Origin of the sequence: Mesorhizobium sp. M0062 (assembly GCF_040323125.1) — a bacterium.
Lineage (GTDB): Bacteria > Pseudomonadota > Alphaproteobacteria > Rhizobiales > Rhizobiaceae > Mesorhizobium.
Map to the genome: position 1 here is coordinate 48,552 of NZ_JAMYUO010000023.1, position 15,485 is coordinate 64,036.

Below are 15,485 nucleotides of genomic sequence, written 5' to 3' on the forward strand. Positions count from 1 at the left end.
TGTGAGACCGGCAGCTTATTTGCAGGAAACTGAATGACGAGGAAACTGGAATATCTGAACGAGATCGAGCGCTGCGTCTCCTGGCTCGCAGCCTGGACGATCCACCACGCCAACCACGTCCGCGAGGGCGATGAGATCAAGGTCGGGGGGCATCAGGCCTCGTCCGCGTCGCTGAGCACCATCATAACCGCGCTCTACGGTTCGGTCCTACGCCCGCAGGATCGGGTGGCGGTCAAACCCCATGCGGCGCCGATCTTCCACGCACTTCAGTATCTGGCGGGCAACCAGACTCACGAAAAGCTCATGAACTTCCGCGGCTACAAGGGCGCGCAGAGCTACCCTTCGCGGACGAAGGATGTCGACGATGTCGACTTCTCGACCGGGTCGGTGGGTCTCGGCGTTGCTCAGACGCTGTTCTCGTCGCTGGTGCAGGACTACGTCTCGGGTCACGGCTGGATGAAGGAGCGTGCCGAGGGCCGAATGGTCAGCCTGATCGGCGACGCCGAGATGGATGAGGGCAACATCTACGAGGCCCTGATCGAAGGCTGGAAGCACGGGCTCAGGAACTGCTGGTGGGTGGTCGACTACAATCGCCAGTCGCTCGACGCCGTGATCCGGGAGGGCCTCTGGCAGCGGTTCGAGCAGATTTTTCGCAACTTCGGCTGGGACGTGATGGTCCTGCGCCACGGCGCTCTGCAAGAGGCTGCCTTTGCCGAGCCGGGGGGCGAGAAGCTGCTCGAGTGGATAGAGCGCTGTCCGAACCAGCTCTATTCGGCGCTGACCTTCCAAGGGGGTGCTGCCTGGCGCAAGCGGCTGCTCGACGAGATCGGAGACCAAGGGCGGGTAACCACTCTGATCGAACGCCGCTCCGACGACGAGTTGCAGGCGTTGATGACGAACCTTGGCGGGCATGACATGCCGAGCCTCCTCGAAGCCTTCGAGGCGGCGTCCAAGCATGACCGTCCCGTCTGCTTCATCTGTTACACCATCAAGGGCTACGGTCTTCCGCTTGCCGGACACAAGGACAACCACGCGGGGCAGATGACGCCCACGCAGATGGAAGACTACCGCCTGCAGATGGGCGTAAAGCGGGGTGAGGAGTGGGACAAATGGGCGGCCGCCAACTTGCCGGAAGCGGAACTTGACGCCTTCTTCGCAAAGGCGCCGTTCTTCAGTGAGGGCCGTAGGAGGCTGTCTGCGCCGTCGGTGCCGGTGCCCGAAACCCTTCCGTCACCGGGGCAGCCCGGCAAGCCGCTCTCGACCCAGATGGGCTTCGGCCAGATCCTGAACGACATCGCACGAGAGCGCAGTCTGCTTGCCGACCGCATTGTCACGACCTCGCCCGATGTGACGGTCTCGACCAATCTCGGTGGCTGGGTCAACCGGCGCGGCCTTTTCGCCCGGGAGACCATGGCGGACACCTTCAAGGCCGAACGCATTCCGTCGACCTTTACCTGGGAATTTGGGCCGAAGGGGCAGCACCTCGAGCTCGGGATCGCCGAGTCGAACCTGATGATCATGCTCGGGGCGCTCGGTCTCTCGCACTCGATTAATGGCGTGCGCCTACTGCCGATCGGGACAGTCTATGATCCCTTCATCTACCGATCGGCCGACCAGCTAAACTACGCCTGCTATCAGGATGCGCGCTTCATGCTGGTCGCAACGCCCTCGGGCGTGACGCTGGCGCCCGAGGGCGGGGCACACCAGTCGATCGGCACCCCATTGATCGGCATGGCGCAGGATGGGCTTTGCGCCTTCGAACCGGCCTTCGTCGACGAACTGTCCGTGATCATGCGCTTTGCCTTCGATTACATGCAACGTAATGGCGAGGGGAATCCGGATGAAACGACGTGGCTGCGTGATCAGACCGGAGGATCGGTCTATCTTCGCCTGTCAACCCGGCCGCTCGAGCAGCCGCTGCGCGACATGAAACCGGCGCTCGCGCGGGACATCGTCAATGGCGCCTATTGGCTGCGTCCGCCCGGGCCGAACGCGAGTGTCGTCATTGCTTACCAAGGCGTTGTCGCGCCGGAGGCGATTGCCGCGACGGGTCTTCTGGCGGAGGACCGGCGCGATGTCGGGCTGCTCGCGATCACCTCCGCGGACCGGCTTAATGCGGGCTGGCAGGCGGCGGAACGAGCCCGGCAGCGTGGAGCGATTGGCGCCCTGAGTCATATCGAGCGGCTGCTCGCGCCGCTATCGCGTGACTGCGGCATCGTCACCGTGATCGACGGCCACCCGGCGACGCTCGCGTGGCTCGGTGGGGTTAACGGGCATCGCGTGAAGGCGCTCGGGGTCGAGCATTTCGGCCAGACGGGGACTATTGCGGACCTCTACCGTCACCACGGCCTGGACACCAACGCCATCGTACATGCGGCACAGGCGGTGAGTGCGGGACCGGCTGTTCGCTACCGGAAGGCGCTGCCTTGACCATGAGCTACCGGACGCTTCGGGCCGGTACGGATCGGCTCACGTCCACCGCCCCGCCATTTCCACGGGCGTTCCGGTTCGCTTCAAAGCGACAGCTGCCAGGGACACTGTGGACGTTCTGATCGCGCTAGAGTAGCTCGTGCGACCCCCAGGGTCACCTGGAATACGCAGGGAGGCGGCTTTTATTTAGCCTTGCGTCCAATTACGAATTCGATCCAATCCAGTCCGGAGCAAAAGCTCCGCGTCCTCCCGATTTTCGGCTTCGACGTAGCACCGCATTTCCGGGGCATTTCCGGATGGACGCAAATGCAAGACACGCTTATCCGCGAGAGTGATACGAATTCCGTCAACATCGCTAACCTTGCTTACCACTCCAATCGACCCGACGAAGGCGGCGATGTTAGTTTCCGCTGTACGAAGGTATGTCATGAGGCGAGTGCTGCTTTCGACGGAGAAATTTTCCAAGCGATCCGCCACCGCCGCTGGCAATTGAAAGGAACTGCCAATCTCCGACAGTGGCTGCCCACTTGTATTAACAAGGGAAAGTGCCGCAAGGATGGGGAGAAAACTGTCGCGTGTGGGTAGCGCTCGCAGTTTAGTTCCGTTCGGGTCAAAGTCCGTGCCGGTCAACAAACCACCGTTTGCTTCGAAACCAACCACGCGCTCGTGACCCAACGCAACCAAATCGAGCATGGCAGCAATAACAAATGGCGATCCAACCTTAGTACGTACAACTTTGAAAGAACCTGCGGTCTCGATACCAGAGTTTGATGTGACCGGCGTGACGACCGTCTTCGCTTGCAGGAAGTTCGCCGTAACCAGGCCTAACAAATCACCACGAAGGGGGTCTCCGTGGTCGTCAGCTACCAGTGGGCGGTCACCATCGCCATCTGCCGAGACGATCGCATCAAGTCGATGCTCTTTGGCCCAGAGCTTGAACTGTTGAGCAGTCTCGTCAGGGACCGCTTCAGTGTCGACAGGAATGAAACCTTCCGAACGTCCCAGGGTTACGACCGTCGCACAGTGACATGAGAGAATGTCAACCAAGAGATCGCGCGCGACTGTGCTGTGCTGATATACGCCCACCGTTAAGCCCTTTAGAGCATTATTCTCCATAAGCTTCCGATTGCGCTCCATGAAAAAAGCCTTGCATTCGGCCTCCCGGTGCTGCCGACGTGCAACAGCACCTTCAAGGACGTATCCGCGCTTCTCCAACTGCAAGGCGATGCGCGTTATCTCCCGCTCATCACCTTTGTCGATCTCACCGTCGGGTCGATAGAATTTTATTCCATTACGGTCGGCCGGAATGTGCGAGCCTGTGATCATCAAACAACCACTCTTACGCGCCTGAGCATACAGTGCCAGGGCAGGGGTGGGGACTGCGCCGCAATCGACTACGATGAAGCCGAGCGCCGACAGTGCCGCCGCACAGACGGCGGCGATGGCCGGACTCGAGGCGCGAAAGTCGCGCCCTATGAGTATCTCGTCGCCAATTCTGGCCAGGCCGGATTCCAGCAGGAATGTCGCGAATGCCGTTGCATATAGGGCAGAGGCGGCTCCTGCCAATTCTGTCGCTAGGCCCCGTAATCCACTTGTTCCGAATTTCATACCAAATCCGACGTTGCTAACTGGTTTTTAAAGGTGACATGCTCAAACCTTGGCTCGTCCGGAATGCCCATCGACAGATCCCTCGGACGAGAACAAGAAGTACATTCCGTTAGCGTAGACGCGTTCGGTTCTGTACGGTTACCCTTGTGAGGATTGGCGCGGTCGGCGTCGTCGTGGGCAGCGCACCGTGACCTTCATGGCGACGAGGTTGGAGCGGATGGGGTTGAGATCCGGCAGGGCTCCTCGCGGCTGGCTCACATGAGCGCTCGCCGTCGAGTGATTGTCTCAGTCCACATTAGCTCTGGGTCCCGAAAGCGCGTACAGGCCTGAGACGCAGCAAATCCTTTTATTTATCGCCGTTCGGTGTAGCTCCCGTTCAGAAATGCATGATAGGCACTCTCGATGCCTTCCATGAGAGCGATCTTTGCTGCCCATCCCAAAGTGCGCAGCTTGTCGACGCTCATCAGCTTTCGCGGTGTACCGTCAGGTCTAGAGTGATCATGCGCAATCTCCCCAGTAAATCCGACTACACGGCAGATCATTCTTGTCAGCTCTAGGATCGTGATGTCCTGTCCGCAGCCGAGATTGACGTGATCATGGTCAGAGTAGTTCTTCAGAAGGAAGACTAATGCGTCGGCGCAGTCGTCGACGTGCATGAATTCCCGACGTGGTGTGCCCGTGCCCCAGATGGTGATTTGCTTATCACTTATGAGCTTAGCTTCATGCGCTTTCCGGATCAGCGCTGGGACGACGTGGCCTGACTGCAAGTCATAATTGTCGCCTGGCCCGTAGAGATTCGTCGGCATAGCGGAGATGTAATCGCGGCCATATTGCTCGCGATAGGCTTGAGCCATTTTGATGCCGGTGATCTTGGCGACGGCGTAGCATTCGTTGGTGCGCTCTAGTGGGCCGGTCAAAAGCGCGCTTTCAGGAATGGGCTGTGGTGCCATCTTCGGATAGATGCAAGACGAGCCGAGGAAGAGGACGCGGTCGACATTGTTTTCGTGGGCTGCCGCGAAGATATTGGCCTCGATCATCAGATTGTCGTAAAGAAAGTCGACCGGATAGGTGGCGTTCGCGAGAATGCCGCCTACCTTTGCCGCCGCCATAACGATAGCGTCCGGTTTCATCACTGCCACGAAGTTTTCAACTTCGGTCTGTCGCTTGAGATCTAGCTCTCCCCGAGGGGCGGCCACAACTTTGCAGTCTTCGGACGCGAGGCGGCGTACAACAGCGCTGCCCACCATACCTTTATGGCCAGCGACCCACACGGTTTTTCCGTTCAGATCATACATTACGCTTCCTTCATGACTACAGATGTCTGCATGACCTTCAGGTCTTCGCGGACCATTTCCGCAGCAAGGTCGCGCACGGATATCTCATGCACCCAGCCGAGCTTCTCCTTCGCCTTGGTAGCGTCACCCAGGAGAAGATCGACTTCCGTGGGGCGGAAGTAGCGTGGGTCCACTTGGACTAGGCATCTGCCGCTCGCTAGATCATAGCCCTTTTCGTCGACACCCTTGCCACGCCATTCGATCTCGACGCCGACATCTTCGAAAGCCCACTCGACGAATTGGCGGACAGGAGTCGTTTTGCCCGTAGCCAGCACGTAATCATCCGGTTGATCCTGCTGCATCATCATCCACATACCTCGCACGTACTCACGCGCATGGCCCCAATCGCGTTGAGCATCGAGATTGCCGAGATAAAGCTTGTCCTGCTTGCCCAGGTAAATAGCAGCGGCAGCGCGGGTGATCTTGCGCGTCACAAAAGTTTCGCCACGAAGGGGGCTTTCGTGATTAAAAAGAATGCCGTTGGAAGCGTGCATACCATAGCCCTCGCGATAATTGACGACCATCCAGTAGGCGTAGAGCTTGGCGGCGGCGTAAGGGCTGCGCGGATAAAAGGGCGTCGTTTCGTTCTGCGGTACGGACTGCACGAGGCCGTATAGCTCTGACGTCGAGGCTTGATAGAAGCGGGTCTTGTCCGTCAGACCGAGGAGGCGAATCGCCTCAAGAAGTCGCAATGTACCGATACCGTCCGCGTTTGCTGTGTACTCAGGTGTTTCGAACGACACCTGGACATGGCTCTGAGCAGCCAAGTTGTAAATTTCGTCTGGCTGAGATTCCTGAACCACGCGGATGAGGTTAGTCGAATCAGTGAGATCACCGTAATGCAAGATTAAGCGCGGATCGGATTCGTGCGGGTCTTGGTAGAGGTCTTCGATACGACCGGTGTTGAAGGAAGAGGAACGTCGCTTAATCCCATGAACGATGTAGCCTTTTTTGAGAAGAAGACGGGCAAGATAGGCACCATCCTGTCCAGTTATGCCCGTAATAAGAGCAACTTTCCTGCTATCACCCATTCTATTCCTGCTCTATTAAAGTTTAAAGTTTCGGCTCCGGCTCGCCACGCCGACACAATGTGCGGCCCGCCCGGTGCCCTATGGAGCACTTCGACAGGTGCGGCGCGAAGATCGTCATTGACGGTCCGCCAGCCGAGCACACCTGCTCTGCTTAGAGTCACGAGCAAAAATAGAGTCGCCCCGCTAACCTGTCGGACTCGTACATGCGGTCTGAGTGCCGCTCAGCTCACGCCCTGAGCGACATGTACTCCCAGCACCTTGCAGCTGATTTGCTCTTCTATCAGCGAGTGAGGACGCCTTTCTTTCTTGCTTCAGCGTCTTCTAATGGGGATTGTTTGGATCCGTGAAATCGATTGTTTGGATAAAGTGCATCCACAGAATGGATTGTCTGAGCGAGCAGCGGGGGCGCATCGCCGGCCCGGAGTCGTAGCGCGAGCTTCCGTTCGGGGCGAGGACAAAGTTCGTGGCCGCGAGCCGCACCACAGCATCCGGCACAGGTCGTGCAGAACTTTGGGAGCCGACTGCGGATTCTGTCGATCAGCTGGTTCCAGGCGCGTCGAGCCGTCGACCTCATCTCGCCCGGTACCGGTTGCTGTATGCAGCCTTGCACCCTTGGCGTACGGCGTCGACGGAATGATTTGCTTCGGCAGGCAGTGTCTTAGCGTTTCCGGCTGTTTCGGCTCTATTGACCGGGCCCGCGTCAGCCGAGCCCCTTCATCATGGCATCCAACACATGGATGGCCGGCATCCACTCAATAGATTTTACATATGCGGCGGAGGCCCAGTAGAGAAGGCTGAACCGGAAGCGAGGGCAACCCCAAGCGAGGGCATCGGCTTCAAGCTTTGCGAGCGTCACGGGATTAGTGGGCAGTGCTGAGTGAGCTCTTCTGCCCTATGGCCCGGCCTCTGCCAAGGGCCCGGCGTCAGGGTCTACTAGTGTCGACTAAGGATTCCAAACCGGATGCAACCTCCTCTCCGAAACGAGATTTCCGAAAATGTATGTTAGTGGAGTGGAAAAGCGCCGGTTCGTCGTCTCTCGGAGGCGTACGGGGTTCGGTGATTGTCTGTGGTCGTTGGCGGCCGCTTGGCGCTACGCGCAGCGGTCGGGACGAACTCTAGTCATCGACTGGCGGGGGGCCTGCTACCTCGACCAACCCTTCACAAATGCGTTTCCGGTGTTCTTCCAGCCGATCAATGACATCGCTGGCGTGCCGGCTATTTCCGACGACCGGATCAACGACGTTTCCTTCCCCGGTCCATTCTTCCCGGAGTGGTGGAACAGGCCGGCGATCGAGTGCCTTTACCGGCCAGATGAGCAGATTTTCCAAGAGCGCGATGAGTTGGGCGAGCTCTTTCAGGCCGAACACGATGTCGAAGCGAACACAGTAGTGTGTGACGCTTGTCTGATGTGGCGGTGCGATGAGGATGCAGAGCGGCAGGTGTTCCAGAGTGTCCAGCCTCGGCCAGAAATTCAAGCCCGCATAGATGCCATTTATCAGGAATGTTTTGAGGGGCACAGCATCATCGGGATTCATGTTCGGCACGGTAACGGTGAAGACATCATGGAGCATGCGCCCTACTGGGCCGATCCGGAGCTCGCCGTTCGGCAAGTGTGCGCTGCAATTGACAAGGCTAAGGCGTTACCGCACCCCAGGCCTGTGCGGCTGTTCTTATGCACGGACAGCGCGCGGATACTGGATCTTCTGGCGGCCAGGTTTCCCGATCTGCTCACTGTCCCGAAGCACTTCGGATCCAATCAAGGTGGCCCCTTACACACTGCAGCACTCGGGATTGACGGCGGAATTTCCGCCCTCGTTGAGATGTATCTTCTCGGGCGCTGCGATACCGTAATTCGGTTTCCCCCGACGAGCGCCTTTACACGATATGCACGTCTATTCGCACCACGGGTACTTGAATTCGATCTGAAGGAGCCAAGTCGTTTGACTTTGATAGAAGACAGCCAAGTCTCTGATCTCAGTTAAGACCCGCCACCTGCGCAATTCGGCAGAGGCAACCAACAGGCATCAGTGGAGGCGTCGTACATTACCGATAGCGTCGTCATCTGACGCCGCCTGCAACGCACCAGAACTTCGCTGTTACGCGCGGCCGCAGACAAGCCAGAGCGACGGCGATCGTGACGCTGACGCTCGAAACAACGCGGGCGATCACTCCAGAGACGAGATTGAGGTTGGTTATGAAAGTCATTCCCGTGATCATCAGCGGCGGAGCCGGATCGCGGCTATGGCCCGCCTCAAGGCAATCGCACCCCAAACCTTTCCTCAAAGTAGCGGATGGATATTCTCTCATTCAGCACACTGTGCTGCGCGTCGCTTCGATAGAAGGTGTCGTGGAACTCGTCGCTGTGACATCCGGGGAACACCTCTTCCTGACCAAGGACGAATTTGACGAACTGGATTCCGTGGTCCTGCCACGCACCTTTCTGCTCGAGCCCGAACCTCGGGATACGGCCGCCGCCGTGGCTGCAGCCGCGATCCATGCGAGGGCAACGCAAGGCCCTGACGCGATCCTGTGCGTCTTCCCGGCCGATCACCTGATTGGCAACCTGCCTGCGTTTCTAGACGTCATGGGCCTGGCCATGGAACATGCGAAGCTCGGGCGGATCGCCACATTGGGCATCACCCCAACCAGACCGGACACAGCATTCGGCTACATCGAAGCAGATGGTGAGAACGTCGTCCGTTTCGTTGAAAAACCGGATCTGGATACAGCCAAGGCCTATGTCGCGTCTCAACGCTTCTTCTGGAACGCCGGCATCTTCTGCTTCAGTGCGCAAACCATGCTCGACGAGATGGCTTTGCATTGTCCCGAGGTGCTCCAGGCCGTCGCCGACAGCTACGAGAACGGCCGCGCCAGTCAATGCCAAGGCTTTGCCAAAATCGAACTCGCGCCTGAGCATTTCGGTTCCGCGCCGCGAATCTCGCTCGACCACGCTGTCATGGAGAAGACTAACAGACTTGCCGTGATTCCCTGCGACATGGATTGGAACGACATCGGATCTTGGAACGCAATGGCCGATTTGATCGCCCCCGACGAAAGCGGGAACAGGATACGCGGCGATGTGCACATGGTCGACACGACCGGCACCTATGTGAGCTCCGACAAGCGCGTCATCGGCACGGTGGGCGTAAGCGATCTGGTGATCGTGGATTCCCCGGACGCTTTGCTTGTCACATCCCGCGACCGCGTTCAGGACGTTAAGAAGCTCTTCGAGGGCCTCAAGGCTTCGGGACATGAAGCTCATCTGGTCCATAGCACGGTACACCGGCCCTGGGGTACCTATACGGTTCTGGAGGAAGGCGAGCGCTTCAAGATCAAACGCATCGAGGTGAAGCCCGGTCGCCAGTTGAGCCTGCAGATGCACTATCATCGTTCGGAGCACTGGGTCGTGGTCAGCGGCTCCGCCAAAATCGTCAATGGCGAGCAGGAGTTGTTCCTGGGGACAAACGAATCTACTTACATCCCCTGCGGCCATAAGCATCGGCTCGAAAACCCAGGCAGAATTGACCTGGTTATCATTGAAGTGCAGAGCGGCGATTATCTCGCCGAGGATGATATCGTTCGCTTCGACGACGAATATGGTCGAACGTAGATAACAGTACAAAAAACGTTAACGGCGAGCCGTCGCTCAAGGATCTCTGTCGTGGGTGCTGGGCCTGACATTGGCAAGCAGCGGGCCGAGCGTGTCATAGTATCCGCCCCGCACTGTCATCAGGCACTCGATCGTGGTCGAAACATCGGTGAGCGCTTGACAGCGCGCCGTCCGCGGTAACGAAAACTTCAGATCTTTCTTAGGCGGACCCATTGCTCAGCTGTTCAACGGCACAGCCGTATTTCAGCCTGTAGGCGGCAACGAAATCCTCATCGCTGCAGATGCAGCGGCCGCTGGAATCTTTGGCTTTCGGATCATGGAGGTAAGAACCAAAGGGGCGCGGTAGATTCACGCGAGTGCTGGTCGTCGGACTCATCGGAAAACCCGCACTATGCTTGACCAGGTCTGCGGCAAGCATGATCCCGGCAATCGCTGATTGAAAGGCCATCGGCACGGTTCGAAGGAGACGACTTCCATCGCCAAGCTGGGAGTCGGCCAGTTCCTCGAGTGGTGCCAGGCGCAGGGCGTGCGCGACATTCCTGACGGACCGCAAAGCGCCCACTTTCGATCGTTCAGGTCGGCGCAACCAACTCCCGAAAGCTGCCAGTCACGATGGCCGCACGTCAAAAATCCCAGGGACTCTCATCGAAATCGGAGGGAACTTGGAGCTCTGGTCAACACCATAGTGCCTGGGTGCGTGCTTTCAGCCTTGCGCCCCAAAGCGGCCCTTTGTTTTGCGATCCGCGCTGCGGCAGCGGCTGAGTTCAACGAGATCATAATCAGAAAGTTCGGCGTACGCGGGAAGTCACATCATCGGTCGAAAGTTCGTAGTCATGTGCATATGGGCGCGCCTCGACAAAGCCATCCGCATTTTCACCCTCTGCGATCTCATATCCAGATGGATCAAGCCAAACCATCCGTCCATCCCTCAGAATTGGGAGAACAGCGTATGTGCCTCGATTGCCCGTCGTTCCCGTCAGATTGACATCGACCCTACGCACTGGAAGGTTGGGGCCCGCAGCGGGACGACGGCTACGCGCCCATTCCAGATAATGATTTGGATCGATGAGATCGTCGCCACCAGCTTCCTCAAGTCCGGGCTGCTGATTCAACCAATCGACAAAAGCGGGTCGCAGTTGCTCGGCCTCAGCGCGTGATCTTGCCATTCCCTGTGAGAGGATAAACGCGACGAGGGGCTCGAGTGTACCCCAGCGTAGCAGTTCCTTAGCCCAGAACGCGAACCATGGGAGCTCTGTTACATCCTTCCAGTTTGCGAGACTCGGAACTTCAAACGGATCTGCAGACCGCTCCGTCCAGCGTCGCGCAACAACAGCACCGACAGCCACACCGAGACGAAACTCAAAATTGTCAGCTACGAAAATCTGCCAGTCGCGGAGATTGTCCGGCTGTGGGCCGGCCGCCCCAGCTGCCTTCATCCACCAACCAAGCACTCCCCGCCAGTTATTGAAGAGATTCTGTGATGTGATGCTATCGCGCACCAGATATCCGTAACCTTGATCGGTTGCGACTTCTCTGCCAAGGCCATTGAAGATTGCAAGCCGTTCATTGTCAGGGAGGTCGCCATACGCATCGGCATCTTCGAGTAGCTCAAGCAGCGTGTCGGCGACGATATCAAAACGTCGGCCCACCTGTGGCGTGAACCCATAACTATAAAGCTTTTTCCGTTCTGCTGCATCCGGGTAGACAGTTTCAACGACGCCGCGCCCGCGTTTGACGAATGCCCGCTCCATCCAATCTTCCAGACCGCTTGATACAAGTGCAAATGTGCGCTGCCAGATACTGGCAAGAATGCCCTCTGCCTGATCGCCGCTAAATTCTGCGCCATCTATTGCGCGAATTTCCTCGATCGCCGACAGGATTAAGCCATCGAGCTCATCTAGGGTGTCGGCCAGCTGCGCATGTCCAGACTCCTGAGCCGTTCCAGCATCTGGAGAAACATCAAGTGGAGCTGTCTCTTCCAGCCACGTGAGAAAATCGTCGTCGCTGTCGATACCTTCCAAGCGCGAAGCTTCGTCGTGTAACGTCTGGAGCAGTAGTGCCAGCGGGCTGTTGTGCTCGCCTCCGCCTGCGGCGTCTGCGGTGAGGCGACGGAGCAGTGCATCGTATTCCCGTTGACAGGCATTCATCTGATTGATCTGTGTCTGCCTCGGCCCAGCAGCTGTCGTAGATATGCCCACGGGTATGGCGACAAGGATCATACCCTCCATGCCGTTTGCCGCTCCCGGTCGCCCGGCCCGGCCGGCGAGGTTCCTGAACTCGAACGTGGACAGCGGGATCTCTTCCTGCCTCGGACGGGGCCGGCCGATGAACCGTGTCCGTTTGAGCGTGGGGAGGAAAATGATATCGAACGGCAGATTAACGCCCTCGGTCAGAGTGGCCGTTGCGACCGTAATGCGGCAGATGGACCGTTCGATGAGAGCAACCATCATGCGGCGCAGGCGCTGTGGCATTTGGCCATGGTTCGTCGCGATACCGTGGTCGAGTAATTTGACTTCGTGAGAGTCTTCCCCGCAGTAGTCTATGCATACGACGCGTGCCTCAGCGAAGAGCGCGGCGTCGTCGCCATCCTGCGGCGGAGTAAAGCGCGGTGCATCCGCCCAGTCGTCGAGGGAAAGGGCCTCCGCGAACCATCGCATGGTATCTTCGGGGCTCTGCGGAATGGATATGAGAATGCGTCGGTCCGTGAGATGCAGCGCGTACCATAGAAGGGCATTCTGGGTGTTGTGGTTGAGACTGTTGCGTATACGCGGTGGGGCCTGCGGCATGGGTGGTATGCGAAGCGAGATGTACAGGCCTTCCTCTCGCCCGCGCACTGCGAGCAGCCTGTCATTCAGCATGTCGAGAGTGAGACGCGGGGTCCTGTTATTATTGCGCACTTCAAAGATGCCAACCGCCTGGCGGGTGCTGCGATAGTAACTTCCAACTGCTTCCGCCTCGGCATCAGATTGTATCCAACGTGCCACGGGGTCCGCAGCTCCGCCTGCAACAGCCGTCAGTGCGATCCGCACGATATCCGGCTTACGCGCGATGATTTTCGAAACCAAATTTTCGAGGCGCAAAGCACGGCTACTGTGGTTAGCCAGATTTTCCTGGTCACGCACACTGCCCTCGACCACGACCTGGTGTGCTTCATCCACAATAAGCAGACGGAGCCTCGCGAGAAGCATGGGGCCAACATAGCGAAGAAGCGCATCGGCCTTTTCAACCGTCGCAATCAGGACGGTAGGCAAGTTTGTTATGAGCCATGCATCGGTGATGCCCCAGTCGGCGCCGCCGTATAGCCCGGTGACCAGAAACTCACGTCCCAGTTCTGACGTGAGCTTGGCCTCGACCTCACCTGCAAGCGCACGGGACGGCACAAGATACAGCGCAAGAGGGGCTATTCCATCGTTCGGCGCCATGAGCAGAAGTTCTTTGACGATTGCCATGTTGGCGATCATCGTTTTGCCTGATCCGGTAGGCGTGCATAAGGCAAAAGACGACTCATTGAGAAGCCGTTCAATGCCCTGCTGCTGTGATGACCAGAGGAGTCCGCGACCGCGTTCATACTGCACGCGCGCGAAGCGCTCGAGATAATTACTGTTTACCGGTCTGAGTGCACCCAGGGCTCGCATGGACCCATAGATCGTGGATTTTCCATAGCGCTCACACGCTGATCGCAGGAAGAACGCGAGGACCGCCACGTCATCGGGCGCTGCCCGTACGAGGAATTTTTCAATGCGCCGAAGGTGGCTCAGGGCCGCGTCGAAGCGAGCGTCATCTCCTCTCCGGAGGGAATGAGAAGCAAGACCAAGGCAGCGCACGAGTTCGACGGTTGCCAGCCATGACATGTCTTCGGCGCTGGCATCTGCGAAGTAGGTAGCTCCGGCTTCGCGTGTTGTCAGCTGCGGATGGGCGTCCCAGAAAGCTGCGCACTTTTCGACAACGACATTGAAATTAGCGCTTAGGAAGGTCGCAAAGAGTTGAAGTCCGATGTCGGTATAATCCGTCTGACGAAGTAGGCCGGTGGCCATCGCAGGAAGACCGCCCAGCTGATATGCGCCGGCCCCAAAGAGCGCGAGCGGGATCGTATTGCGGAGTTCGTCGTCTGATCGTGCCAGCCACTCGAACAGTTCGCCAGCACGTCTGTAGGCGAGCTTTGCCTCAGAGTCGCTGCCTCCTTCAAGTGTGCCCAGAATCTGAGCGGCGTGTATTAGGCGCATTGCCTGGGACAGGGTTTCCGCAGAGTCCGCCGCGGGCCACTCGAGAGTATCCACCCGCCAGCTGGTCTGTATTGAGCGCACAAACGAACGCGCCTGCAGCGGTGTCAGAACCTGGTCTTCTGCAAGGGCCGCACGGACGTTCTCGGCAATTTCGACACGGGCAGCGTCAGTCATCGTCATCATCATCGGCCCAGAGGCCATCATAAATGGCATCGATCAGCGCATCACCGTCCTTCAGAAGCAGCTCTACAACCTGAAGATCGCGGCCAGCGGTATATTCAGTCGGCATTTCCTCCCAGTCTATCAGTGGGGAACCTTTGGCACGCGCGGGCCCGGTTCCGCCAGCCAGGAGGATCAGGTCGGTTCGCTCTGATGGATCGGGATCAGTCGGGAGCAGGATGCGGTCGAGTGACTCGATCACGGTCTCAAACTCAGCCTTGGCGCACTCTTCAAGGATCATCTGGAGTTGCTTCACACCAGTAGGCACCTTGATGGCACGATTGATTTCAAACCAGACACCTCGACCATCCCGAATGACCTTGCCGTCGTCGTCGCGTTGCGCTTTCTTTGTATCCGGGTCCTTCACGGTATCGCCCAGCATAACCTTGTCGAGTTCGGAGTTATTCCACGTCGCACGCCACTTCGCTTCCCCCGCGATAAACCTTGTGACTTTTCCATCTTCATCAACGCAGATGGCAATAAAGTCATCGCCCTTGCGACCCTGTACTTGGCGTTGGCGGGCGGGGTCACGCACAAGCTGGAACAGATATTGCCGTGCGTCCTCGTGATTGCGGAAGAGGAAGACTGGCAGGAGCCATTCATGCTCCCCGACAAAACTGTAGGCCTGTGTTACCAAGCCAGAAATAACTTCGCCAAAAAGTCCACGCCTCGAAATTGGAGGAAGTGCGTTGGGGTACTGTGCGTTACAGCCGGACTCGCCATCGTCGGGGTGAAGGCTGATGCTGGCGAATTCGTGGAAGCACGTTCGTGCATCCAGATGGGCAGATTCAAAATACGGTGTGAGCCCCGCACGAACATGGTCGTCTGAAGGGATCAGCTGTTCGAGAAGGGTGTGGCCGTACTGCCCTTCAACAGACGGGAAGGGTTCCAGCCACTCATCGAGTAGCTCCTGAGGAGGTTTGACAGTATGCATATTTAATATTCTCGTCAGTATTCACCTCAGTCGTACTTACATAAAGGGCAGAAAGATTGCCATACTTGATGCGAAATTGACTGCGCCGATTGAGTG

Annotated in this window: 9 protein-coding genes; 3 read left to right on the forward strand and 6 right to left on the reverse strand. The window is 58.1% G+C overall.

Annotated features, from left to right (window positions below):
* The first annotated feature begins 33 nt into the window (after window positions 1–33).
* Window positions 34–2,430 (forward strand): transketolase, encoded by a 2,397-nt coding sequence (locus NKJ64_RS23325; RefSeq protein WP_023685520.1) that lies wholly within the window; start codon window positions 34–36, stop codon window positions 2,428–2,430.
* A 186-nt stretch (window positions 2,431–2,616) separates the two neighbouring features.
* Here the strand turns inward: NKJ64_RS23325 and NKJ64_RS23330 are convergent, their stop codons facing one another.
* The 3 genes from NKJ64_RS23330 to gmd form a co-directional block, all read right to left on the reverse strand.
* Window positions 2,617–4,038, reverse strand: coding sequence for a phosphomannomutase (locus tag NKJ64_RS23330; RefSeq protein ID WP_031204385.1), 1,422 nt, complete (start codon window positions 4,036–4,038; stop codon window positions 2,617–2,619).
* Window positions 4,039–4,388: 350 nt separating this feature from the next.
* Window positions 4,389–5,333 carry a GDP-L-fucose synthase gene (fcl, locus tag NKJ64_RS23335; protein ID WP_023685518.1) on the reverse strand — a complete coding sequence of 315 codons (945 nt, stop codon included), beginning with the start codon at window positions 5,331–5,333 and terminating at the stop codon, window positions 4,389–4,391.
* Complete coding sequence (gmd, locus tag NKJ64_RS23340) at window positions 5,333–6,403, reverse strand: GDP-mannose 4,6-dehydratase (RefSeq protein WP_352463426.1); 1,071 nt, start codon at window positions 6,401–6,403, stop codon at window positions 5,333–5,335. Before gmd ends, fcl begins: the two co-directional genes overlap by 1 nt.
* A 995-nt stretch (window positions 6,404–7,398) precedes the next feature.
* On the opposite strand from gmd, the gene NKJ64_RS23345 reads away from it, so the two are divergent.
* Both NKJ64_RS23345 and NKJ64_RS23350 read left to right on the forward strand, forming a co-directional pair.
* Window positions 7,399–8,385 carry a nodulation protein NodZ gene (locus NKJ64_RS23345; RefSeq protein ID WP_023685515.1) on the forward strand — a complete coding sequence of 329 codons (987 nt, stop codon included), beginning with the start codon at window positions 7,399–7,401 and terminating at the stop codon, window positions 8,383–8,385.
* Window positions 8,386–8,597: 212 nt separating this feature from the next.
* Window positions 8,598–10,013 carry a mannose-1-phosphate guanylyltransferase/mannose-6-phosphate isomerase gene (locus NKJ64_RS23350; RefSeq protein ID WP_023753786.1) on the forward strand — a complete coding sequence of 472 codons (1,416 nt, stop codon included), beginning with the start codon at window positions 8,598–8,600 and terminating at the stop codon, window positions 10,011–10,013.
* A gap of 199 nt (window positions 10,014–10,212) precedes the next feature.
* On the opposite strand, the gene NKJ64_RS23355 is transcribed toward NKJ64_RS23350, so the two are convergent.
* The 3 genes from NKJ64_RS23355 to NKJ64_RS23365 form a co-directional block, all read right to left on the reverse strand.
* A complete protein-coding gene (locus tag NKJ64_RS23355; protein WP_023685513.1) occupies window positions 10,213–10,461 on the reverse strand; it encodes a hypothetical protein in 249 nt (82 codons plus the stop codon).
* A gap of 331 nt (window positions 10,462–10,792) precedes the next feature.
* Window positions 10,793–14,410: a DEAD/DEAH box helicase gene (locus NKJ64_RS23360; RefSeq protein ID WP_156939305.1), complete on the reverse strand. Its 3,618-nt coding sequence runs from the start codon at window positions 14,408–14,410 to the stop codon at window positions 10,793–10,795.
* Window positions 14,403–15,389, reverse strand: a complete 987-nt coding sequence (locus NKJ64_RS23365) for a hypothetical protein (RefSeq protein ID WP_023796275.1) — start codon at window positions 15,387–15,389, stop codon at window positions 14,403–14,405. The genes NKJ64_RS23360 and NKJ64_RS23365 overlap by 8 nt, the downstream gene beginning before the upstream one ends.
* Window positions 15,390–15,485 lie beyond the last annotated feature (96 nt).